The following is a 22,885-nucleotide window of genomic DNA, read 5'->3' as shown; positions in this document are numbered from 1 at the left end:
GAGCGTGTTATGAGCCCCGCCGATCATGGCTGACGGTTCCTCGTTCGAAAACTTTCGCTACATCATCCGCCGCGAAGCGACGGGTGCCTGGGCCTTCCTGCGCCGCAACTGGCAGGAGAAGCGGCTGTTCCGCTGGGGCGCGACCTTGCTCGGGCTTGCCATTGTCGCCTGGCTGATCGGCTGGGCCCTGCTTGCGCGCAACCTTCCCGACGCGGAAACCCTGCTGGAATACGAGCCGCCGCTGCCCACGGTCGTGCGCGGGGTCGATGGCGAGATCGTCCATTCCTATGCCCGCGAGCGGCGCGTTCAGTTGCAATATGCGGACTTCCCCGAACAGCTGATCGAGGCGTATCTCGCCGCCGAGGACAAGACCTTCTTCAGCCACGGCGGGATCGATGCCGGCGGCCTTGTCGGCGCCGTGGTCGATTATGTCAGCAAGATGGGTTCTGGCGAACGTGCCGTCGGCGGGTCGACCATCACGCAGCAGGTGGCGAAGAACATCCTGCTGTCGAACGAATATTCGATCACCCGCAAGCTCAAGGAAATGATGCTCGCGACCCGCATCGAAGGCGTGCTGAGCAAGCAGGAAATCCTCGAGCTCTATCTCAACGAGATCCCGCTGGGGCGGCGCTCGTTCGGGGTACAGGCGGCAGCGCGCGCCTATTTCGACAAGGATGTCGGCGATCTCGAGCTTCACGAATCGGCTTTCCTCGCCGTGCTGCCCAAGGCCCCCGAACGCTATGGCCGCAAAGGGCAGGAACAGGCCGCGCTGGCCCGGCGCAATTTCGTGATCGACCAGATGGTCGACAATGGCTTCATCGAACAGAGCGCGGCGACCATCGCCAAACAGCAACCGCTCGGCCTTGTTACCCAGCGCCGCCAACGCTCGGCCGACGCCGGCTATTTCCTCGAGGAAGTGCGCCGACAGTTGATCGCAGAGTTCGGCGAGACCGTCGATGACGGCGACAACAGCGTCTATGGCGGCGGGCTCTGGGTGCGTACCTCGCTCGATGTCGAAATGCAGGACGCCGCGCGCGACGCGCTGCGCGAAGGCCTGCTGCGGTATCACGGAAGCAAGGGCTGGCGCGGCCCGATCGCGACGATCGACATCAGCGAAGGCAATTGGCAAAGCCAGCTTGCCAGCTCTTTCCTCGGAATCAATTACGAGAACTGGCGCATCGGTCTTGTGACGGAGCGCAGCGGCAGCTCGGCCACGGTCGGCTTCGCGGACGGCGAAACCGCGCCGCTGAGCGGTCTGCCCACTGCGCTGAAGGCCGGCGATGTGATCGCCGTTTCGCCGCAAGGCAATGGTTACCGCGTGCGCACCATTCCCGAAGCATCTGGTGGGGTGGTGGTGCAAGATCCGATGACCGGCCGTGTGCTGGCCATGCAGGGCGGATTCGACAGCAGGCTGGGGGCGTTCAACCGCGCCACGCAGGCCGAACGGCAGCCGGGGTCGACCATCAAGCCCTTCGTCTATGCCACGGGGCTGGACAACGGTTTCACCCCCGCTACCGAAGTCGATAATTCCAGCTATTGCTATTATCAGGGCTCGCGCCTGGGTGAGAAATGCTTTCGTGGCGGGCGCGGGGGGACCTATCCGCTGCGCTACGGGCTCGAGCAGTCGCAGAACATCATGACCGTCCAGATCGCAATGGAATCGGGCATGCCCAATGTCATCAAGACGATCGAGAATGTCGGCATCGGGTCCTACCAGCCTTATCCGGCGTTCGCGCTGGGGGCGGGTGAGACGACGGTTCTCAAGATGGTCAATGCCTATTCGGCCCTGGCCAATCACGGCCGTCTCAACGATCCGACGCTGATCGACTATGTGCAGGACCGCAGCGGCAAGGTCATCTGGCGCGCCGACAAGCGATCGTGCGAAGGCTGCAACATGGCCGAATGGGACGGCGGCGCGATGCCGCGGCTGCAGCCCTCGGGCAAGCAGGCGATGGATGCGCGCACCGCTTTCCAGACCATGCACATGCTCGAAGGCGTGGTGACGCGCGGCACGGGCAAGCGCCTGGCCGACCTCGAACTGCCGATCTTCGGCAAGACCGGCACCACTACTGGCCCGACCGATGTCTGGTTCGTCGGCGGCACGCAGGATTATGTCATCGGTGCCTATGTCGGGTTCGACCAGCCGCGCAATCTCGGTGGCTGGGTCGAAGGCGGCAATACCGCCTCGCCGATCATCAAGAGCGTCATCCAGGCCACCAGGGACCGCTGGGACGACGATCCGGCGATCGCTCCGCCGGGTGTGCGGATGGTCCGCGTGGACCGGCGCACGGGCAAGCGGGTGTTCGACGGCTGGCCGGGCAATGGCGGCGACATCATCTGGGAAGCTTTCAAGCCCGATACCGAGCCGCCACGCTCGACTCGCGCCGACGAAATCGCGGCCCAGCGCAAGCAGATCCTCGAACTGATCCGCCGCGGGAGCACCGCCGGCTCGCGCAGTGGCGAGCAGGAGGTCACCGGCGAAGCCCCGCCTGCCGATTTCGTGGAAGACCAAGGCGGCATCTACTAGACAGTGTTCGACCGGCCGCTTGGCGACAGCGCGCGTTTGGGCCATTGGCCCGCGCGTGCACTTTCGCTAAGCCTCGCGTCCAATCGATCCGAAGGGAATTTCCATGCGTGCCGAAGGGCAGGCCAATATCGACCGTATCGAAGCCGCGCTCGCTCTGGTGCGCCAGTCTCTCGACTGGGAGCGTGCATTGCGCCGCCTCGACGAGCTCAATGCACGGGTGCAGGACCCGGATCTCTGGAACGATCCCAAGGAAGCGCAGGCGATCAGTCGCGAGCAGAAGACTCTCGAAACGGCGGTCAAGACCGTCCGGGAGATCGGCTCGGAAATGGCGGATGCGATCGAGTTCGTCGAGCTGGGCGAAGCCGAAGGCGACGAAGATGTGGTGAAGGAGGGCCTCGCGAGCCTGCAGAAGCTCGCCGACCGTGCGGATGCAGACAAGGTCCAGGCGCTGCTCTCGGGCGAAGCCGACGGCAACGACACCTATATCGAAATCCACGCCGGTGCCGGTGGTACGGAAAGCCAGGACTGGGCCGAAATGCTGCTGCGCATGTATGCGCGCTGGGCCGAGCGGCGCGGCTTCAAGGTCGAGACGGTTGAATATCAGGCGGGCGACCAAGCCGGTATCAAGTCGGCGACGCTGCTGGTGAAGGGCGAGAATGCCTATGGCTACGCCAAGACCGAGAGCGGCGTGCACCGGCTCGTTCGCATCAGTCCATATGACAGCTCGGCACGGCGCCATACGTCGTTCTCGAGCGTGTGGGTCTATCCGGTGATCGACGACAATATCGAGATCGAGATCAACGACAGCGATCTCAAGATCGATACCTACCGCGCTTCGGGCGCTGGTGGCCAGCACGTCAACACAACGGATTCCGCTGTGCGCATCACCCACCAGCCGACCGGGATCGTGGTCGCCAGCCAGAACGACCGCAGCCAGCACAAGAACCGCGCGACGGCGATGAATATGCTCAAGGCGCGGCTGTTCGAACGCGAGATGGCGGAGCGTGAAGCGGCGGCGAGCGGCGAGTATCAGGAAAAGACCGAGATCGGCTGGGGTCACCAGATCCGCAGCTATGTCTTGCAGCCCTACCAGATGGTCAAGGATCTGCGCACCGGCGTCACCTCCAGCTCCCCCGATGATGTGCTCGACGGCGCGCTCGACCCCTACATTTCCGCCGCCCTCGCACAGCGCGTGACGGGCGAGACAGTGGAAGTGGAAGACGTCGAATGATCCGCTGCGCTGTCTTGTGCCTGCCCGTGCTGGCCATGCTGCCCGCATGCGAGCGGGTGCCCGGCAGCGACACCAGCGACCGGCTGGCCAGCGCCATTCAATTCCCCGAGCCCGATCGTCCGGTCTCCAAGCTGGGAGCCAATGCTTTCAGCACCGAAACCGCCCGCGACAGCGTTGGCGAAGCGCGCAAGGTCATGGATTTCGCCGCGATCGAGCCGGGCATGACGGTCGCCGATATCGGCGCGGGCGAGGGCTATTACACCGTGCGTCTCGCCACCCGCGTGGGAGAGAGCGGCCGCGTGCTGGCACAGGATATCGATCCCGATGCGCTGCAGCGGCTCGGCACGCGTGTCGAGCGCGAGCGGCTCGACAATGTCTCCATCAAGCTCGGCGCGCCCGACGATCCGCGGCTGCCCGATGACAGTTTCGACCGCGTCTTCATGGTGCATATGTATCATGAGGTCGAGGAACCCTACGCCTTCCTGTGGCGGCTGTGGCCTTCGCTGAAAGAAGGCGGGCAGGCGATTGTCGTCGACGTGGATCGTCCGACCGACCAGCACGGCATCGATCCCTTCCTGCTCAAATGCGAATTCGAGCAGGTCGGTTTCGAGCTCGAGATGTTCCGCGATGCGCCGGAACTGGCCGGTTACTACGCGCAATTCCGCCGCGCGGCGACCCGGCCGGAGCCGGGCGAGATCGAACCGTGCAAGGGCGAGCCGCGCCGGGCCACGGGCGGGGATACCCGGAACTAGCTGGCGATGGGATGCCGGAGAGACTCTCCAGCGCCCTTTCCACCACGAATACGGGGTGCTAGTCGCCCCATCGATCAATCGACACACATGGGGGAGCACCACCGGGGATGACAGATTTCCCAACCAGTTTCGACCGCGACGAGCTGCTGAAATGCGCGCGGGGCGAATTGTTCGGCCCGGGCAATGCGCAATTGCCCGAGCCGCCGATGCTGATGATGGACCGGATCACGGATATTTCCGGTGACGGCGGCGAGCATGGCAAGGGCCATGTCGTGGCGGAATTCGATATCACGCCCGACCTGTGGTTCTTCGAGTGTCACTTTCCCGGCAATCCGATCATGCCCGGCTGCCTCGGCCTCGACGGCCTGTGGCAACTGACCGGCTTCAACCTCGGCTGGCGGGGCTGGAAGGGGCGCGGCTATGCGCTCGGCGTCGGCGAGGTCAAGCTCACCGGCATGGTGCGGCCCGATCGCAAGATGCTGAAATATTTCGTCGATTTTACCAAGGCGGTACAGATCAGGCGTCTGACGATGGGCGTGGCCGATGGCCGGGTCGAGGCCGACGGTGAAGTCATCTACCAGGTCAAAGACATGAAAGTGGCCCTTTCGGAGGCCTGAGGGGGATTATGCGTCGCGTAGTAGTCACCGGATTGGGGATCGTCTCCTCGATCGGCAACAATGCAGATGAGGTGCTCGCCGCGCTGAAAGCGGGCAAGTCGGGCATTTCCTTCAACGAAGAGATGGCCGAGCATGGCTTCCGCTCGCAGATTGCCGGAGCGGTCGATCTCGACGTGGCGGAGCATGTCGACAAGCGCACGCTGCGCTTCATGGGGCCGGGCGCGGCCTATTCCTATATCGCCATGGGCCAGGCCATCGCCGATGCCGGGCTGGAGCAGAAGGACGTCGTCAATCCGATGACCGGTGTGATCGCCGGATCGGGCGGGCCATCGACCTCGGCCATGCTCGCTGCGCACCAGACGGTGCTCAAAACCGGCGCGACCAAGCGCATCGGGCCGTTCGCGGTGCCGAAATGCATGTCCTCCACGATCAGTGCCAACCTCGCGACCGCTTACCAGATCAAGGGCATGAACTTCTCGATCACCTCGGCCTGTTCGACCTCGCTGCATTGCATCGGCATGGCTGCGCAGCAGATTGCGCTGGGCCAGCAGGACGTGATGTTCGGCGGCGGCGGCGAGGAGCTCGACTGGACGCTTTCCTGCCTGTTCGATGCAATGGGCGCGATGTCGAGCAAATATAACGATACGCCCGAGCGCGCATCCCGCGCCTTCGATGCCGATCGCGACGGTTTCGTGATCGGCGGCGGTGGCGCCATTCTGGTGCTGGAAGCGCTCGAACACGCGCAGGCGCGCGGTGCGAAGATCTACGCCGAAGTCACCGGCTTCTGCGCCACCTCCGACGGGGCCGACATGGTCGCCCCGTCCGGCGAAGGCGGCGAGCGAGCCATGTGCGGGGCGCTCGGAACGCTCGGCGACGATCGCACGGTCAGCTATATCAACGCGCACGGCACTTCGACGCCGGTCGGCGATGTCGGCGAGATCGAAGCGGTGCGCCGGGTCTTCGGCGAAGGCTCGACGCCGCCGGTCAGCTCGACCAAATCGATGACCGGCCACAGCCAGGGCGCGACCGGAGCGCAGGAGGCGGTTTATTGCCTGCTGGCGCTGGAGAACGACTTCATCATCCCATCGATCAATGTCGAAACGCTCGATCCGGCGCTGAAGCCGGAAGAGATCGCGACCGAACTGGTCGAGGATGCGGGTCTTGACACGGTGATGACCAATTCGTTCGGCTTCGGCGGCACCAACGGCACTATGCTGCTGTCGAAGTTTCACGGCTAGGAGGTAGGGATCATGGGCGCACTAGCGGGAAAACGCGGCCTGGTGATGGGCGTCGCCAACGAACGGTCGATCGCCTGGGGCATCGCCAAGGCCTGCGCCGAGGCGGGGGCGGAGCTGGCGTTCACCTATCAGGGCGATGCCTTCGGCAAGCGGCTCGAGCCGCTCGCGCAAAGCGTCGGTTCGGACATTATGCTCGATGTCGATGTCACGGACGATGTCTCCCTGGACAACGCCTTTGCGGAATTGGGGAGGAAGTGGGGCCGGCTCGATTTCGTGATCCACGCCATTGCCTTTTCGGACAAGGCGGAACTGACCGGCCGCATTCTCGATACCAGCCGCGAGAACTTCAAGAATTCGCTCGATATCTCCGCCTACAGCTTCATCGAGATCGCGCGCCGCGCGCACCCGATGATGGTGGAGCATGGCGGCACGCTGATCACGCTGAGCTACATGGGCTCCAACCGCGTCACGCCGAACTACAATGTGATGGGCGTCGCCAAGGCGGCGCTGGAATCGGCTGTACGATACCTCGCAGACGATCTCGGCCCGGAAGGGATCCGGGTCAATGCGATCAGCCCCGGCCCCATGAAGACGCTGGCCGGGTCCGCCATCGGCGGCGCGCGCAAGACGTGGAAGCACACCGAGAGCAACGCGCCGCTCCGCGCGAATGCCTCGCTCGAGGCCGTGGGGGGCACGGCAGTCTATCTGTGCTCGGACGCAGGGGCGTGCACGACGGGCGAGATCATCCGCGTCGATGGCGGTTTCCACGTGCTCGGCATGCCGCAGCACGAAAACCTCTGACGAGGGCATTATGCGAATACGCGCGACCGATCTTTCCGAACCGGAAGTTCGCGCGCTGCTAGAACTACATCATGCCGAGATGACGGCCTATTCGCCGCCGAGCAAGGCGCATGTACTTGATCTCGATGCGCTGCGCGTACCCGGAATAGAAGTCTTCGCAGCATGGGATGGGGCGGATCTGCTGGCTATTGGCGCATTGCGGTGGGCGGACGATTACGCCGAAATCAAATCGATGCGGGCTTCTCCGGCAGCGCGAGGACGGGGAGCTGGCAAGGCGATTCTCCAGCACCTCGTCGATCGCGCACACGCAGCGGGCAAGAGCCGCGTCAGTCTGGAAACCGGGTCGGGCGAGCTATTCGCACCGGCGGAGGGGCTATATCGCTCGTTCGGTTTCAAGCCCGGCCAACCTTTTGCCGACTATGTCGGGAGCGATTTCAACCGTTTTTTCCACCTAGAGCTCTAATCGAGATCCCAGGCTCGCTCGCCATGAGCTGCGATATCGAGGCCGTTCCGCTCGTCGTCTTCGCTGGCGCGCATGGGGAAGATCACACTGACCATCAGCGCGAGGATCGCGGTGGCGACTGCGCTGAACAGGGCCACCGCGCCGATGCCGATCGCCTGGGCGATGAGCTGCGACACCATCGTCGCGCCTTCGCCGTAGCCGAGGCCGCCGAAGCTCGTTGACAGGAATACCGCCAGGAGAAGCGAGCCGAGCATGCCGCCGACGCCGTGGACGGCAAAGACATCGAGCGAATCGTCGATGTGCAGCTTCTGCTTGAATAGCTGGATCGCGTAATAGCAGACCACCGAAGCGAGCACGCCCATCACGATCGCCGCGCCCGGGCCGACGAAGCCCGCCGCAGGCGTGATCGTGGCGAGGCCCGCAATGGCTCCGGTTGCCCAGCCGACGCTGGTAGGCTTGCCCAGACTCACCTTTTCGATCAGCAACCAGACCAGCGTTGCCGTAGCTGCTGCCACATGGGTGTTGATGATCGCGGTCGAAGCGTCGTCGGTGGCGGTCAGCGCGCTGCCACCGTTGAAGCCGAACCAGCCGACCCACAGCAGCGCGGCACCTGCCATGGTCAGAGCCGGCGCATGCGGGAGCAGCGGCGATTTCGGGAAACCGTCGCGACGGCCCAGCAGCAGGGCGATCACCAGCGCGGAGACCCCTGCGGTCGTATGCACGACGATACCGCCGGCAAAATCGAGCACACCGAAGCCTGAGAGCCAGCCTCCACCCCAGACCCAGTGCGCGACCGGAGCGTAGACGACCAAGCCCCACAGCGCACAGAACCCGACGACCCAGCCGAAACGTGCACGCTCGACCCAGGCGCCGACCATCAGGGCCGGCGTGATCACGGCAAAGGTCATCTGGAACAGGGCGAACGTGCTTTCGGGTATGGTCAGGCCCTCACGAACACTGGCGAGATCGATCAGCATCCATGCATTGCCCGCGCCGAGCCACCCATTGGTTACCGCGCCGAAAGCGAGGGTATAGCCGACGACGACCCACAAGACCGAAGCGACCGAAGCGACCGCGCCGACCTGCAGCAGAACCGAGAGGAAATTCTTCGCTCTCACCAGCCCGCCGTAAAACAGCCCGAGGCCCGGCAGGGTCATCATCAGCACCAGCGCGGAGGCGGTCAGGATCCAGGCGGTATCGCCACCATCGCTGAGCGCGATCTGCGTCACGTCCTGCGCGGCGAGCGTGCCGGGCAAGCTTGCGAGTACTGCTGCGGAAAACAAGCGACGCATCGTATCCCCCTCGGCGCGCAGGATGGTCAGGCAGCGCGCATATCGGCCGAAGGTTATGGCGTGTTTAACCGCGCGCACAAGCGGAATGCTGCCGGTTATCCGGCAGTTTGACGGTTGCGCGGTGCGGGGATGTCAGACCAGCGCGTCGAGGACCTGGTCGGGCGGGCGGTGGCCGTCGGCCCAGAAGCGGATGTTGGCGATCACTTTCTCGCCCGAGGCCTCGCGCCCTTCGGCAGTGGCGCTGCCGATATGCGGCAGGGTCATGACATTGGGGTGGCGGATCAGTCGCTTGTCGACATTGGGTTCGTCGGGATATACATCGAGACCCGCCCCGGCGAGATGGCCTTGCTCCAGCGCAGAGATCAGCGCCTCCTGATCGACCAGTTCCCCGCGCGCCGTGTTGATGAGGCTGGCCCCCGGCTTCATCAGGCCGATCCGCCGCGCGTCGAGCATGCCGATCGTATCCTGTGTCGCGGGGCAATGCAGCGAGAGGATGTCCGCTTCGGCGACCAGCGTGTCGAGGTCGCCGACAAAGCGGGCACCCAGCATCCGCTCGACCGCTTCGGGCAGGCGCTTGCGGTTGTGATAAGCGATGTCGAGCCCGAAGGCCTTGGCGCGGTGCGCGACCGCCTGTCCGATCCGGCCCATGCCGACGATGCCGAGCACCTTGCCGCCGATCTTTCGCCCCAGCATCCCCGATGGTGCCCAGCCGGTCCATTTGCCGCTGCGCACCAGTTCGACGCCTTCGCGAATCCGTCGCGGCACGCCGATAATGCCGAGCATCGCGATGTCGGCGGTGTCGTCGGTGAACACGCTCGGCGTGTTGGTGACCATGATCTTGCGTTTGGCGGCTGCGGCGAGGTCGATGTGATCGGTTCCCGCGCCGAAATTGGCGATCAGTTTCAGCCGCTCCCCTGCGCCGGCGATCAGATCGGCATCGATCCGGTCGGTCACGGTCGGAACCAGAACATCGCAATCGGCCATGGCGGCGGCCAATTGCTCCCGGCTCATCGGGTGATCGTCGGGATTGAGCGTTGCGTCGTAGAGTTCGCGCATGCGCGCCTCGACCGAGGGCATCAGGTGGCGCGTCACCACGACCTTGGGTGTGCCTTCGATCCGGCGGGCGGTGGTGTTCTCTGGGTCGCTCATCTGTCCCGTGCTTGGACATAGCCGCGAATTGGGTCAAGTCGGCGCGCGCAAAGTCTTGCGGGGAAGGGGGTATTTACCATAAATTGTCTGCATCATGGTCCGGACCGCAATTCTCATTCCGCTCTGCCTCGTGCTCGCTGCCTGCGGTTCTGCCGCCGCGCAGCAGCGCGAAGTGCCCTATTGGGCGTCGATCAATACGACCGAACTCAACATGCGCGTCGGGCCGAGTACGGAATACAGGATCCAATGGGTGTTCAAGCGCGAAGGGTTGCCGGTGAAGGTTCTGCGCCTGAAAGACGGGTGGCGCTACATCGAGGACCCGGTCGGTGATCAGGGCTGGGTCGCCGCGCGCATGCTCAGCACTGAACGCGGCGGCGTGGTCACGGGGGAGGGCCTCGCGCCGATGCGGGCGGCCCCGGCCGACAATTCCTCACTCAAGTGGAACCTCGAGCCCGGCGTTGTCGGCACGCTGGGCGATTGCGAGGCCGGATGGTGCGTCTTCAGCGTCGAAGGGCGCGAAGGCTATGTGCCCGAAGCGCGCCTGTGGGGCGCCGGCACGCCTTAACGGGCACGCTTACGGCTGCGAGCCTATTTCTTCCGGGCCGCCGATCGGCCTGACGGTTATCCGCAAATCGCCGCTCTCGCTGGTCGCATCGAACCGTCCGCTTTCGTCCGGCTCGCTCGATGTGTAGCAAATCTCGGGGCTGTCATCTCCCGCCGGGTCGAAGCACGAGCGCTTGCCGACACTGGTCCAGGTGCCGTTGCCGGTGTCGTTTCCGTCCCGGCCGAACAACCGGTAGGAGCCGTCTTCCATCAGCTGCGCACCGCCCAGCGTACCTTCGGAATTCATCGTCTCGTAAAAGCCCGGGGTGACGGCGGCGCTCGGGGTCTCGACAGCCGCCGGTGCCTCTTCGGCAGGCGCGTCCGGTTGCGAGCAGGCGGCCAAGACCGCAACGCTCAAACATACAACGAGCTTCTTCATATCGAACCTCCCTCTCAAAGAGGCCGACAGTGTAACACCGCTGAAAGGAAACGCCGAATCGGCGCGCGGCTGGCTCAGACGAGTTCGACCGCCACCGCAGTCGCTTCGCCGCCGCCGATGCAGAGGCTGGCAACGCCCTTCGTCTTGCCCTGGTTTTTCAAGGCGTTGAGAAGCGTCACGATTATGCGCGTGCCGCTCGCGCCGATCGGGTGGCCGAGTGCGGTGCCGCCGCCGTTGATGTTGATCTTGTCGTGCGGGATGCCGATGTCGCGCATGGCGAACATGGCGACGCAGGCGAAGGCTTCGTTGACTTCCCACAGATCGACCTCGTCCGCGGACCAGCCGGCTTTCTCGAGCACCTTCTCGATCGCGCCGATCGGAGCCACCGTGAACTCGGAAGGCTCCTGCGCGTGCGCTGCCATGGCGACGATCTTCGCGACGGGTGTCTGGCCATTCTCTCTCGCGAGGCTCTCGCGCGTCAAGACGACGGCCGCCGCGCCGTCGGAGATCGAGGAGGAGGTCGCCGCGGTAATCGTGCCATCCTTGGCGAATGCGGGCCGCAGGGTCGGGATCTTGTCCGGCTTGCCTTTGCCGGGCTGCTCGTCATGCTCGACCGTCACGTCGCCGCGGCGGGTCGAGAAGCTGACCGGCACGACCTCGTCGGCGAAAGCGCCGCTCTCGATCGCGGCATTGGCGCGGCGCAGCGATTCGATCGAATAGTCGTCCATCTGCTCGCGGGTGAGCTGGTATTCGTTTGCGGTATCCTGCGCAAAGGTGCCCATCGCCCGGCCTTCCTCGTAGGCATCTTCCAGCCCGTCGAGGAACATGTGGTCGTAGGTCGTATCGTGGCCCAGCCGCGCGCCGCTGCGGTGCTTTTTCAAGAGATAGGGCGCGTTGGTCATGCTCTCCATGCCGCCGGAGACGACATAGTCCACCGTGCCGCTGGCGAGCGCTTCTGCGCCCATGATGACCGTCTGCATGCCGCTGCCGCAAACCTTGTTGACGGTAGTCGCCTGGACCGATTTCGGCAGGCCCGCCTTGATCGAAGCCTGGCGGGCAGGGGCCTGGCCGAGACCAGCCGGCAGGACGCAACCCATGTAGGTGCGGTCGAACTTGTCGACCGGCACGCCCGAGCGCTCGACCGCCGCCTTCACCGCCGTCGCCCCAAGATCGGTGGCCGAGACATCGGCGAGCGCGCCCTGCATGCCGCCCATCGGGGTGCGGGCGTAGGAGAGGATTACGACGGGGTCGGAGGCGGCGAACTGGGTCATTGGGAGGGACCTTTCTGGTGAATCGATTGCTTGGTTGATCACCTAGTGCTGCACTGCGGCAAATTCAAACAGGATACGTTTGCAGGCGCGATAGGCAGGATCACGCCTCCGCTTGTCACATGCGACGATTTCGTGGAAACAAGTCGCAAAGCGAAACCGGAAGAGGAAAATCCCATGGCCGACGACAAGAAATCCGAGATGGAAGCGATCCTGAAGCGGCAGCGCGATGCCTTCACCGCCGCGCGTCCCGAACCGATGAGCGCCCGGCGCGACCGGATCAAGCGCGCCATCGCGCTGCTGGTCGATCACGGCGACGATCTGGCGCGGGCGATGAGCGCGGATTTCGGCAATCGCAGCCACGAAGCCTCGATGATCACCGACATCACCGGCACGATCGGTTTCGGCAAATACTGCTTCAAGCACATGGACAAGTGGGCCAGGCCCGAAAAGCGCGGCACGCGGTTCCCGCTCGGCCTGCTCGGCGCGAAGGCGGAGCTGCGTTACGAGCCCAAGGGCGTGGTCGGAATCCTCAGCCCTTGGAACTTCCCGGTCAACCTGTCGATCGGCCCGCTGATGCAGATCCTCGCGGCGGGCAACCGCGCGATGATCAAGCCCAGCGAGTTCACCGAAAAGACCAGCGAGCTGACCGCCGAGCTGGTCGCCAAGTATTTCGCCGAGGAAGAGGTCGCCGTCATCACCGGTAGCCCGGAAGTGGCTGCCGCGTTCTCCTCGCTGCCGTTCGATCACCTGCTCTTCACCGGTTCGACCGCTACGGGCCGCAAGGTGATGGAAGCCGCAGCGCGCAATCTTGTGCCGGTCACCTTGGAACTGGGCGGCAAGTCGCCCGTCTTCCTCGGACGCAGCGCCAATTTCGAACAGGCGGGCGAGCGGATCGCGATGGGCAAGATGCTCAATGCCGGGCAGATATGCCTCGCGCCCGACTACATGTATGTGCCCGAGGACAAGGAGCAGACGGCTGTCGATTCCGTCCGCCAGGCGGCGCACAATATGTATCCGACGCTGCTCGACAACGACGATTACACCTCGGTCGTCACCGACCGCCACTTCGACCGATTGCAGAGCATGGTCGCCGATGCGCGCGACAAGGGCGCGGACGTGATCGAGGTCAATCCGGCCAACGAGGATTTCTCCTCCACCAACGCCCGCAAGATGCCGCTGACGATCCTGCGCAACGTCAGCGACGACATGATGGCGATGCAGGAAGAGATTTTCGGCCCGGTCCTGCCGGTGAAGACATACAAGAACGTCGACGAAGCGATCGACTATGTGAACAGGAACGACCGCCCGCTCGGCCTCTATTATTTCGGCAGCGATGCGGGCGAGCGCGAGCATGTTTTGCAGCGCACGATTTCGGGCGGTGTCACGGTCAACGACGTTATCATGCATGTCTCGATGGACGATCTGCCGTTCGGCGGCGTCGGCCCGAGCGGGATCGGTTCCTATCACGGGCCGGAAGGCTTCAAGGAGTTCAGCCACGCGCGCAGCGTGTACACGCAGCCCAAGGCCGATATCGCTAAGCTGGCAGGCCTGAAGCCGCCCTTCGGCGACACCACCCGCAAGACCATCGCGCGCGAGATGAAGAAGGCGTGAGCGAAGCGAGCGTCCCAGCGCAGGCCGGGACTTCACCGGCGTAGAACGAGATTAATGGAGGCCCCAGCCTGCGCTGGAGCTCATCCCATCTTGCACATTTTGCACGTTTTGCGGCGCGATACCGCCCTTCGCCCCCTTGCGCCGGATGGGTGCGGGGACTAGGGCGCACCCAACGAAAATGCAGCCTGATGAGTCAGCACCTTGGTCGACCTTTCGCAATATCTCCCGATCCTGATCTTCCTGTTCATCGCAGTGGGATTGTCGGCCCTGTTCGTGTTTCTGCCGATGGGCGTTTCGCGACTGACGGGCGCGCACAACCCCAATGCGGAAAAGCTCAGCGAGTACGAGTGCGGCTTCCCCGCCTTCGAGGATGCCCGCAGCCGCTTCGACGTGCGGTTCTATCTCGTCGCGATCCTGTTCATCATCTTCGACCTCGAAGTGGCCTTCCTGTTTCCGTGGGCGGTCAGCTTGGATCACAGCGGATGGATCGGCTGGATCGGCATGATGATCTTCCTCGTCATCCTCACCGTGGGTTTTGCCTACGAGTGGAAGAAGGGCGCGCTGGAGTGGGAATGACATGAGCACGCAGAATAACAACACGCGCCTCGCAGGCCTCACGCCTTCCGATGTGACCGGCGGTCAGTCGCGGGTCGATAATTACGGCACGATGACTGCCGATCACAATCGAGCCCTCCACGATGCACCGACCGCCAGGGGCGGCGAAGTGCGTCAGCCCGATGGCGATTATTTCAACGCGCTGCAGACCGAGGTCAACGACAAGGGCTTCCTCGTCACAAGCACCGAGGACCTGTTCCAGTGGGCGCGCACCGGTTCGCTGTGGTGGATGACCTTCGGCCTGGCCTGCTGCGCGGTCGAGATGATCCACGTCAACATGCCGCGCTACGACATGGAGCGTTTCGGCGCTGCACCACGCGCATCCCCTCGCCAGAGCGACGTGATGATCGTCGCGGGCACGCTCTGCAACAAGATGGCCCCCGCGCTGCGCAAGGTCTACGACCAGATGTCGGACCCGAAATACGTGATCAGCATGGGTAGCTGCGCTAATGGCGGTGGGTATTACCACTACAGCTATTCGGTCGTGCGCGGCTGCGACCGCATCGTGCCGGTCGATATCTATGTGCCAGGCTGCCCGCCGACCGCGGAAGCGCTGCTCTACGGCGTGATGCAGTTGCAGCGGAAGATCCGCCGCTCCGGGACGATCGAGCGATGAGAGGCTCGCGCTAAGATGGCTGTCGTTCACTCCGCCCCCAAATATGCCTCCAACGACGGCGTGCGCGGCACGCTGGTGAAGGCGCTGGGCGATTATGTCGCCGCTTCGCACGAGAAGTATGGCGAGATCATCATCACCGTCGAGCGCGATGCTATCGAAGACGTGCTGCGCACCCTGCGCGACGATCACGATTACCAGCAACTGATGGAAATCGCGGGGGTCGACTATCCCGAGCGGCCCGAGCGGTTCGAAGTCGTCTACATGCTGCTCAGTCTGACGAAGAACCACCGCGTGATGGTCAAGGTAAGCACGGACGAGAAAACGCCTGTTCCGACCGTCACGACGCTGTGGCCCAATGCCGGCTGGCTCGAGCGTGAAGTGTTCGACCTCTACGGCGTATTGTTCGACGGCAATACCGATCTTCGCCGCATCCTTACCGATTACGGCTTCGAAGGGCACCCCTTCCGCAAGGACTTCCCGCTGACTGGCTATACCGAGCTGCGCTATTCCGAAGAGGAGCAGCGCGTCGTGTACGAACCGGTCGAGCTGGCGCAGGACCTGCGCACGTTCGATTTTCTCAGCCCATGGGAAGGCATGACCCCGCCGCTGCCGGGCGACGAGAAGGCCGACATGCCTCCGATCGACGATCCGATGGTGACCGAAGGACCGGAAGACACCGGTGCGGGTGCCAGGGCGAACGCCAAGGCCGCCGAGGGCACGCCTGCCGATCCGCCTGCCATGGATGACGAAGAGGAGGACGACGCATGATGCCGGTGCGCGCGTCCACTTTTGCGGCGACCGTCTCGCTGGCGCTTGCGGCCTGCTCGCAAGCCGGCGAAGAGCAGAGCGCGGACGATTTCGCCAATCGCGTTGGCGCGAATGGCCAGGCGACCGGTCCTTCGCAAGCCGAGGTGGAGGCGCAGGCGGCACAGCCCAATGCTCCGGCCGCGCAGATCCCGTCCGGCGCGGATCCCAAACAGCTCGAGCGGCTCGGCGATATCGGGATGGTCGATCTCGGCACGCGCCAGGGCGGCTGCACCTTCCAGGAACTGGGCCGGGAAATCCTCTACACGTCGGGCAACGATCAGAGCGGCAAGGGTGTCGTACGGATCGGCGGGGAACTGATAACCGTCGATGCGTCGGGCGGCCTGTCGGCAATCAGGGCCGGCACGACTTTCTCGACGCAGGGTGTCAGCATCAGCGTGGCCCCGACCGCCGGCAACGAAGCGCGCCGCGCCGCCAACATGGTCGTCACCGACAGCGCGGGCACGACACAGAGCTATAGCGGCGATTGGATCTGCGGATGAGCGTTCACATCGAAGAAAGCCCCACCACCGACGGGGACGTGATCACCAACTACACGATCAATTTCGGGCCCCAGCACCCGGCGGCCCACGGCGTGCTGCGCATGATCATGGAGCTGGACGGCGAAATCATCGAACGCGTCGACCCGCATGTCGGCCTGCTCCACCGCGGCACCGAGAAGCTGATCGAGCACAAGACCTATCTGCAGGCGCTGCCCTATTTCGACCGGCTCGACTATTGTTCGCCTCTTTGCATGGAGCACAGCTACGTGCTCGCGATCGAGAAGCTGCTCAACATCGAAGTGCCCGAGCGGGCGCAGTACCTTCGCGTGCTGTTCGCCGAATTGACCCGCATTTCCAACCACATGCTCAACCTCGGCGCGCATGTCCTCGATGTCGGCGCCTTTACGCCGAACCTGTGGATGTTCGAATTGCGCGAAGACTGCATGAATTTCTTCGAGCGGGCTTCGGGCGCGCGTATGCATATGGCGTGGTTCCGCCCCGGCGGCGTCCACCAGGACGTGCCGGAAAAGCTGCTGGTCGATATCGGCGAGTGGCTCGATACGCGCCTGCCCGAACTGTTCGGCGACGCGATGAGCCTCGTGCTCGACAACCGCATCTTCAAGCAGCGCAACGTCGATATCGCCGTCGTCAGCAAGGACGATGCGGTTAAATGGGGCTTCTCCGGCCCGATGATCCGTGCGGCGGGCATCCCGTGGGACCTGCGCAAGTCGCAGCCTTACGACGTCTATGACCGGATGGAATTCGACATCCCCGTCGGCACCAATTCGGATTGCTACGACCGCTTCTCCGTGCGCGTGAAGGAAGTTTACGAGAGCGCAAAGATCATCAAGCAGTGCCTTGCGCAAATGCCGCAGGGCCCGATTGCCAGCACCGACGGTAAAGTCTCGCCCCCGTCGCGCGGCAGGATGAAACAGTCGATGGAAGCGCTGATCCATCACTTCAAGCTCTACACCGAGGGCTTCCACGTTCCGGCGGGCGAAGTCTACGTGGCGACGGAAAGCCCCAAGGGCGAATTCGGCGTCTATCTGGTCGCCGACGGCACCAACAAGCCATATCGCTGCAAGATCCGCCCGACCGCGTTTTCGCACCTGCAAGCGATGGACTTCATGTCCAAGGGCCACATGCTGCCCGACGCGACCGCCATCCTCGGCGCAATCGACGTGGTGTTCGGGGAGTGTGACCGGTGATCCTCCGCGAACTGTTCATCTTCATCGCGGCGTTTGCGGCGTTCGCTTCGGCGATTGCGGCTTATCTTGCCGTGTTTCACGGGGCGCCGAGCTTCAAGGAAATCACGTCGACGGCGGGTGCCGCTGTCATCGGCCTCTATGTCGGCCGCTATCTGCAACACAGGTTGAACCATGGCTGATCGTTCTCTCGCCGCCGATACGCCCGAACTGCGCGAGCGCTGGGGCAACTTCGTCTTCACGGCCGCGAACAAGGCCGAAGCGGACAAGCATATCGCCAAATACCCTGAAGGGCGCCAGCGCAGCGCGGTGATGCCGCTGCTGTTTCTCGCCCAGGCCCAGGTCGGCGAAGAGACCAACACGCAGGGGTGGCTGCCGCTGCCGGTGATGGAATATGTCGCCGACTATCTCGACATGCCGGTGATCCGCGTGGTCGAGGTCGCGACCTTCTATTTCATGTACAACCTCCAGCCGGTCGGGAAATACCACGTGCAGGTATGCGGCACGACGCCCTGCATGCTGCGCGGCAGCGACGAGATCATTGCCGCCTGCAAGAAGCGCGGGATGGAGAAGGGCAGGGTCTCGGCAGATGGCCTCTGGACCCTCACCGAAGTCGAATGCATGGGCAATTGCGCCACCGCGCCGATGGTCCAGATCAACGACGACAATTACGAAGACCTGACGCCCGAACGCCTCGATGCCGTGCTCGACGCGCTCGCGGCGGGCGAGCAGCCGAAGACCGGCACGCAGGAGCCGGGGCGGCACACGTCGGAGCCCCTGGGCGGGCCGACGACGCTCAAGGAAATGGTCGACGCCAATCACGATTACCGGAGCGAGTGGTGAGCGATGGAATTCGTCTCGATCATAGTCGCGCTCGGGCTGGCCTTCATCGCCTACAAGGTGCTGATGGGGCTGGCGCGCGTGGGCGTGATCATCGTCATTTTCGCCGTGTTGGCAGCGCTGTGGCAGCAGGGAGCGATCGGATGAGCGGCAGCACGATCGCGCTCGCCATTGCAGGTCTCGTCGGCGTGTTCGGCGGGGTGTTCCTCACGGTCGACGGCAATCGCACCGCCGGTATCGCCATGCTGGCAATGGGCCTGATCTTTCAGGTGCTGTGCCTGCGGCAGCTGAGGGCGGGAAACAGGAAGGATATCGACGATGCTGGCTGACAAGGACCGCATCTTCACCAACGTCTACGGTTTCCAGGACTGGGGGCTGAAGGCTGCGCAGGCGCGCGGGGACTGGGACGATACCAAGGCCCTGATCGCGCGCGGCGAAGAGAATATCATCGAAGAGATCAAGACCTCCGGCCTGCGCGGGCGGGGCGGGGCGGGCTTCCCGACCGGCCTCAAATGGTCGTTTATGCCGAAAGAATCGAAAGACGGTCGCCCGAGCTTCCTCGTGATCAATGCCGACGAATCCGAACCCGGTTCGTGCAAGGACCGCGAGATCATCCGCCACGATCCGCACAAGCTGATCGAAGGCGCACTCGTCGCCGGTTTCGCGATGCGCGCGCGCGCCGCCTATATCTACATCCGCGGCGAGTATATCCGCGAGGCCGAGACGCTGCAGGCGGCCATCGACGAGGCTTATGACGCGGGCCTGATCGGCAAGAATGCCAGCGGCTCGGGTTTCGATTACGATGTCTTCCTGCACCGCGGCGCGGGCGCCTATATCTGCGGCGAAGAAACCGCGATGATCGAGAGCCTGGAAGGCAAAAAGGGCCAGCCCCGCCTGAAGCCGCCATTCCCGGCCGGCGCGGGCCTCTATGGCTGCCCGACCACTGTCAACAATGTCGAGAGCATCGCGGTCGTGCCGACGATCCTGCGGCGCGGCGGCAACTGGTTCGCGAGCTTCGGGCGCGAAAACAATCACGGCACCAAGCTCTTCCAGATCAGCGGTCATGTCGAAAAGCCCTGCGTCGTCGAAGAAGCGATGAGCATTCCCTTCGAGGAGCTGATCGAAAAGCATTGCGGCGGCATTACCGGCGGGTGGGACAATCTGCTGGCGGTGATCCCTGGCGGCAGCTCGGTGCCGCTCGTCCCCGCCGAGCAGATCCGCCAAGCGCCGATGGATTTCGACGGGCTGAAAGACGTCGGCTCCGGCCTCGGCACGGCGGCGGTGATCGTGATGGACAAGTCGACCGATATCGTCCGCGCGATCAGCCGCATCAGCTATTTCTACAAACATGAATCTTGCGGCCAATGCACGCCCTGCCGCGAAGGCACCGGCTGGATGTGGCGCATGATGGAGCGCCTGCGCACCGGCGATGCGGCGATCGAGGAAATCGACATGCTGCAGCAAGTGACCAAGCAGGTCGAAGGCCACACCATCTGCGCGCTCGGCGATGCCGCGGCGTGGCCGATCCAGGGCCTTATCCGCCACTTCCGCCCGGAACTGGAGCGCCGGATCGAAGAGCATAACACCAAATTCGCGGAGGCTGCGGAATGAAGTGGGTCGTCGCCCTTGCCGTCGCAGCGAGCCTTTTGGCTGGAGCAGCCCATGCGCAGCCCAAGAAGATGGAACGCAGCGTCGAAAAGCAGCGTGAAGCGGTTGAGGCGTGGACCGCCTGCATCGCCGATGAGAATGCGCAGGAAGTCGCTGCGACCCTGATGCAGGACTATCGCGAAGACGGTTACAAGTCCGCGATCCAGCAACTGGCGCAAAAGCGCGTCAGTTCGGAATGTTTCGAGGCCATGCCGCGCGCCTATCGTCAAATCCGCCTTACCGGGCTGCCCTTCGCCGGCGGTCTCGCCGAACGCATGATCGAACGCGACGAAGCACCGTTGATCACGCGCCTTTCGATGGCGGCCATCGGCCCCGAAGCGCCGACCTATTCCTATACCGACCAGGTTGCATCCTGCATGACGCGCGGTGCACCCCATCTCGTGGCCCGGCTGTTCGGCACCGAGATCAATTCAGAAGCGGAACTGGCTTCGCTGAAAGAACTGGCCGCAGTCAAGGACGTCTGCACCTCGCGCGGCGCGCCGGTCGAAGCCTCCCCGCTCGCGATGCGCGCCATGCTCGCCACCGCTTCTTTCCGCCTGCTTGCAGCCCAGAAGGCCCAAACCGATGCCTAAAGTCACCGTAGACGGACAGGAACTCGAGGTTCCGGACGGCGCAACCGTCCTCCAGGCCTGCGAGATGGCGGGGAAGGAAATTCCGCGCTTCTGCTATCACGAACGGCTGAGCATCGCCGGCAATTGCCGCATGTGTCTGGTCGAGGTGAAGCCGGGTCCACCCAAGCCGCAGGCGAGCTGCGCGCTGCCCGCGGCCGACGGGCAGGAAATCCGCACCGACAGCGAGATGGTCAAGACCGCGCGCGAAGGCGTGATGGAATTCCTGCTCATCAACCACCCGCTCGACTGCCCGATCTGCGACCAGGGCGGCGAATGCGACCTTCAGGACCAGGCCGTTGCCTACGGTCGTGGCGGTTCGCGCTACGATATGAACAAGCGGGCGGTGACCGAGAAATACATGGGCCCACTGATCAAAACGATCATGACCCGCTGCATCCACTGCACCCGCTGCGTGCGCTTTTCCGAAGAAATCGCCGGCGTGGACGAAATCGGCGCGCTCTATCGCGGCGAGGACATGCAGATCACCACTTATCTGGAGCAGGCCGCCGAGCATGAGCTGTCGGCCAATGTGATCGACCTATGCCCGGTCGGCGCGCTGACCAGCCGGCCCTATGCTTTCGAAGCGCGTCCGTGGGAATTGAAACGCACGCTCAGCATCGATGTGTCGGACGCTGTCGGCGCCAATATCACGCTCCATTCCAAAGGCCGCGAAGTCATGCGCGCGCTCCCGCGCATCAATGACGACGTCAATGAAGAATGGGTCAGCGACAAGGGCCGCTACCAGGTTGATGGCCTCATCAAACGGCGGCTCGACAAGGTCTTCATGCGCAAGCGCGGCAAGTTGCAGCCTGCGGGATGGGACGAGGCCTTCAAGGCGATTGCGAAACAGCTCAAGGGCAACACCTCGAGCATCGCCGCCGTCGCAGGCGATCTGGTCGATTGCGAGACGATGTTTGCGGCCAAGGCGCTGCTCAAGGCGTGCGGGTCGGACCTGCTCGAAGGCCGCCAGACCGGCATGGACTATGACGTGTCGAACCTCGCGGCGGTCAATTTCAATTCGACGCTGGCCGGTATCGAGACCGCCGATGCGATCCTGATCGTCGGCAGCCACATCCGCTGGGAAGCGCCGCTGGTAAACGTGCGTTTGCGCAAGGCGGTGAAGCGCGGCGCCAAGGTGTTCGTGATCGGGCCGGAGTGGGAGACCACTTTCCCAGCGACGTTCCTCGGAAGTGACCTCGCGGTGCTGTCGGACCTGCCGAGCGATCTGGTCGATAACTTCAAGGGCGCTGAGCGTTCCGCCATCATCATGGGCGGCGCAGCCTTGGCCAAGGGCGCTCTTGGCGCAGGTCTTGCCGCCGCCGATACGCTCGGCTGCATCAAGGACGGCTGGAACGGCTTCAACGTGCTGCACTTCTCCGCCGCGCGCATGGGCGGGCTGATGCTCGGCTATGCGCAGAAGGGCGGGGTGAAGGACATCGCCAAGGCCGCGCCCAAGGTTCTGCTGGCGCTAGGCGCGGACGAGATGGATTTCGAACCGTTCGCCGACAGCCTCAAGGTCTATATCGGCCACCACGGCGACAAGGGCGCGCATGCGGCGGATATCATCCTGCCCGCGGCGAGCTATGCCGAGAAAGACGGCACCTACGTCAATACCGAAGGCCGCGTCCAATATGCCGAGAAAGCCGTCTTCGCGCCGGGCGATGCCCGCGAAGACTGGACCATCCTGCGCGCGCTGGCCGATGCGATTGGCGTTGAGGTCGGCTTTGACAGCTTCGACCAGTTGCAGAGCGCCATGATCGCCGAAGTACCGGCCTTGGGTGAAGAAGGTCTCGCCGATCTCGGCAAGCTGCCCAAGGCGGACAGCAAGGCCAAGGCCGAAGGCGTTATCGAAGCCTATCCGATCAAGGATTTCTACCTCACCAACCCCATCGCCCGCGCCAGCGCGGTGATGCAGCAATGCTCGGCCGAGCTGCTGCATGGCGATGAACTCGCGGAGGCGGCGGAATGAGCGTCGTTCTGACTATCCTCGCCGCTGTGATTGTGAGCGCTTCGGCCATCGCTGCCATCGTGCTGGTTTCGAAGAAGGTATCCGACAGGAAAATGGACCGGCATAGTGAGCGCGCTGGAG

Annotated in this window: 25 protein-coding genes; 21 read left to right on the top strand and 4 right to left on the bottom strand. The window is 63.9% G+C overall.

Annotated features, from left to right (window positions below; all coding sequences use genetic code 11):
• Nucleotides 1-25: 25 nt before the first annotated feature.
• The 7 genes from EL2594_RS06690 (at nucleotide 26) to EL2594_RS06660 (ending at nucleotide 7,629) form a co-directional block, all read left to right on the top strand.
• Entirely contained in the window at nucleotides 26-2,527 is a 2,502-nt protein-coding gene (locus EL2594_RS06690) for a penicillin-binding protein 1A (RefSeq protein WP_011414280.1), read from the top strand.
• Nucleotides 2,528-2,630: 103 nt separating this feature from the next.
• Nucleotides 2,631-3,758, top strand: a complete 1,128-nt coding sequence (gene prfB / locus EL2594_RS06685) for a peptide chain release factor 2 (RefSeq protein ID WP_011414279.1) — start codon at nucleotides 2,631-2,633, stop codon at nucleotides 3,756-3,758.
• Complete coding sequence (locus EL2594_RS06680) at nucleotides 3,755-4,510, top strand: class I SAM-dependent methyltransferase (protein ID WP_011414278.1); 756 nt, start codon at nucleotides 3,755-3,757, stop codon at nucleotides 4,508-4,510. The genes prfB and EL2594_RS06680 overlap by 4 nt, the downstream gene beginning before the upstream one ends.
• A gap of 107 nt (nucleotides 4,511-4,617) precedes the next feature.
• Nucleotides 4,618-5,127, top strand: a complete 510-nt coding sequence (gene fabA, locus EL2594_RS06675; RefSeq protein ID WP_011414277.1) for a bifunctional 3-hydroxydecanoyl-ACP dehydratase/trans-2-decenoyl-ACP isomerase — start codon at nucleotides 4,618-4,620, stop codon at nucleotides 5,125-5,127.
• Nucleotides 5,128-5,135: 8 nt separating this feature from the next.
• On the top strand, nucleotides 5,136-6,365 hold the full coding sequence (locus EL2594_RS06670; protein ID WP_041685159.1) for a beta-ketoacyl synthase N-terminal-like domain-containing protein: 1,230 nt from the start codon (nucleotides 5,136-5,138) through the stop codon (nucleotides 6,363-6,365).
• Between the two features lie 12 nt (nucleotides 6,366-6,377).
• Nucleotides 6,378-7,166 carry an enoyl-ACP reductase FabI gene (locus tag EL2594_RS06665; protein WP_041685157.1) on the top strand — a complete coding sequence of 263 codons (789 nt, stop codon included), beginning with the start codon at nucleotides 6,378-6,380 and terminating at the stop codon, nucleotides 7,164-7,166.
• Between the two features lie 10 nt (nucleotides 7,167-7,176).
• Nucleotides 7,177-7,629: a GNAT family N-acetyltransferase gene (locus EL2594_RS06660; protein ID WP_011414274.1), complete on the top strand. Its 453-nt coding sequence runs from the start codon at nucleotides 7,177-7,179 to the stop codon at nucleotides 7,627-7,629.
• On the opposite strand, the gene EL2594_RS06655 is transcribed toward EL2594_RS06660, so the two are convergent.
• Together EL2594_RS06655 and EL2594_RS06650 are read right to left on the bottom strand one after the other, a co-directional pair.
• Nucleotides 7,626-8,921, bottom strand: a complete 1,296-nt coding sequence (locus EL2594_RS06655) for an ammonium transporter (RefSeq protein WP_041685770.1) — start codon at nucleotides 8,919-8,921, stop codon at nucleotides 7,626-7,628. The two genes, EL2594_RS06660 and EL2594_RS06655, sit on opposite strands and share 4 nt — an antisense overlap.
• A 132-nt stretch (nucleotides 8,922-9,053) precedes the next feature.
• Nucleotides 9,054-10,070, bottom strand: a complete 1,017-nt coding sequence (locus EL2594_RS06650; RefSeq protein ID WP_011414272.1) for a 2-hydroxyacid dehydrogenase — start codon at nucleotides 10,068-10,070, stop codon at nucleotides 9,054-9,056.
• Nucleotides 10,071-10,164: 94 nt separating this feature from the next.
• On the opposite strand from EL2594_RS06650, the gene EL2594_RS06645 reads away from it, so the two are divergent.
• Nucleotides 10,165-10,635: an SH3 domain-containing protein gene (locus EL2594_RS06645; protein WP_011414271.1), complete on the top strand. Its 471-nt coding sequence runs from the start codon at nucleotides 10,165-10,167 to the stop codon at nucleotides 10,633-10,635.
• A gap of 9 nt (nucleotides 10,636-10,644) precedes the next feature.
• Here the strand turns inward: EL2594_RS06645 and EL2594_RS06640 are convergent, their stop codons facing one another.
• Both EL2594_RS06640 and EL2594_RS06635 read right to left on the bottom strand, forming a co-directional pair.
• Nucleotides 10,645-11,052, bottom strand: a complete 408-nt coding sequence (locus tag EL2594_RS06640; protein ID WP_011414270.1) for a hypothetical protein — start codon at nucleotides 11,050-11,052, stop codon at nucleotides 10,645-10,647.
• A gap of 74 nt (nucleotides 11,053-11,126) precedes the next feature.
• Nucleotides 11,127-12,323, bottom strand: a complete 1,197-nt coding sequence (locus tag EL2594_RS06635) for a thiolase family protein (protein ID WP_011414269.1) — start codon at nucleotides 12,321-12,323, stop codon at nucleotides 11,127-11,129.
• A gap of 174 nt (nucleotides 12,324-12,497) precedes the next feature.
• Between EL2594_RS06635 and EL2594_RS06630 the strand changes: the two genes are divergently transcribed.
• The 13 genes from EL2594_RS06630 (at nucleotide 12,498) to nuoG (ending at nucleotide 22,765) form a co-directional block, all read left to right on the top strand.
• A complete protein-coding gene (locus tag EL2594_RS06630; RefSeq protein ID WP_041685768.1) occupies nucleotides 12,498-13,934 on the top strand; it encodes a coniferyl aldehyde dehydrogenase in 1,437 nt (478 codons plus the stop codon).
• Nucleotides 13,935-14,135: 201 nt separating this feature from the next.
• On the top strand, nucleotides 14,136-14,510 hold the full coding sequence (locus tag EL2594_RS06625) for an NADH-quinone oxidoreductase subunit A (RefSeq protein ID WP_011414267.1): 375 nt from the start codon (nucleotides 14,136-14,138) through the stop codon (nucleotides 14,508-14,510).
• A gap of 91 nt (nucleotides 14,511-14,601) precedes the next feature.
• Nucleotides 14,602-15,165: a NuoB/complex I 20 kDa subunit family protein gene (locus tag EL2594_RS06620; protein WP_196793234.1), complete on the top strand. Its 564-nt coding sequence runs from the start codon at nucleotides 14,602-14,604 to the stop codon at nucleotides 15,163-15,165.
• A 15-nt stretch (nucleotides 15,166-15,180) separates the two neighbouring features.
• On the top strand, nucleotides 15,181-15,933 hold the full coding sequence (locus EL2594_RS06615; RefSeq protein WP_011414265.1) for an NADH-quinone oxidoreductase subunit C: 753 nt from the start codon (nucleotides 15,181-15,183) through the stop codon (nucleotides 15,931-15,933).
• Entirely contained in the window at nucleotides 15,930-16,472 is a 543-nt protein-coding gene (locus tag EL2594_RS06610; protein ID WP_011414264.1) for a hypothetical protein, read from the top strand. Before EL2594_RS06615 ends, EL2594_RS06610 begins: the two co-directional genes overlap by 4 nt.
• Entirely contained in the window at nucleotides 16,469-17,680 is a 1,212-nt protein-coding gene (locus EL2594_RS06605; RefSeq protein WP_011414263.1) for an NADH-quinone oxidoreductase subunit D, read from the top strand. The genes EL2594_RS06610 and EL2594_RS06605 overlap by 4 nt, the downstream gene beginning before the upstream one ends.
• Nucleotides 17,677-17,859, top strand: coding sequence for a hypothetical protein (locus tag EL2594_RS06600; protein ID WP_011414262.1), 183 nt, complete (start codon nucleotides 17,677-17,679; stop codon nucleotides 17,857-17,859). The genes EL2594_RS06605 and EL2594_RS06600 overlap by 4 nt, the downstream gene beginning before the upstream one ends.
• Nucleotides 17,852-18,520: an NADH-quinone oxidoreductase subunit NuoE gene (gene nuoE, locus EL2594_RS06595; protein ID WP_011414261.1), complete on the top strand. Its 669-nt coding sequence runs from the start codon at nucleotides 17,852-17,854 to the stop codon at nucleotides 18,518-18,520. The genes EL2594_RS06600 and nuoE overlap by 8 nt, the downstream gene beginning before the upstream one ends.
• 3 nt (nucleotides 18,521-18,523) lie before the next feature.
• Nucleotides 18,524-18,664 carry a hypothetical protein gene (locus EL2594_RS15480; RefSeq protein ID WP_011414260.1) on the top strand — a complete coding sequence of 47 codons (141 nt, stop codon included), beginning with the start codon at nucleotides 18,524-18,526 and terminating at the stop codon, nucleotides 18,662-18,664.
• A complete protein-coding gene (locus EL2594_RS06590; protein ID WP_011414259.1) occupies nucleotides 18,661-18,846 on the top strand; it encodes a hypothetical protein in 186 nt (61 codons plus the stop codon). The genes EL2594_RS15480 and EL2594_RS06590 overlap by 4 nt, the downstream gene beginning before the upstream one ends.
• Nucleotides 18,836-20,128: an NADH-quinone oxidoreductase subunit NuoF gene (gene nuoF, locus EL2594_RS06585; RefSeq protein WP_011414258.1), complete on the top strand. Its 1,293-nt coding sequence runs from the start codon at nucleotides 18,836-18,838 to the stop codon at nucleotides 20,126-20,128. Before EL2594_RS06590 ends, nuoF begins: the two co-directional genes overlap by 11 nt.
• Nucleotides 20,125-20,757 carry a hypothetical protein gene (locus EL2594_RS06580; protein ID WP_011414257.1) on the top strand — a complete coding sequence of 211 codons (633 nt, stop codon included), beginning with the start codon at nucleotides 20,125-20,127 and terminating at the stop codon, nucleotides 20,755-20,757. The genes nuoF and EL2594_RS06580 overlap by 4 nt, the downstream gene beginning before the upstream one ends.
• A complete protein-coding gene (nuoG, locus tag EL2594_RS06575; RefSeq protein ID WP_011414256.1) occupies nucleotides 20,750-22,765 on the top strand; it encodes an NADH-quinone oxidoreductase subunit NuoG in 2,016 nt (671 codons plus the stop codon). Before EL2594_RS06580 ends, nuoG begins: the two co-directional genes overlap by 8 nt.
• Nucleotides 22,766-22,885 lie beyond the last annotated feature (120 nt).

It is taken from the genome of Erythrobacter litoralis HTCC2594 (assembly GCF_000013005.1).
Taxonomy (GTDB): Bacteria; Pseudomonadota; Alphaproteobacteria; order Sphingomonadales; family Sphingomonadaceae; genus Parerythrobacter; species Parerythrobacter litoralis_A.
Note: the sequence above shows the minus strand (reverse complement) of the source record. Positions and strands in the feature narration are given on the sequence as shown.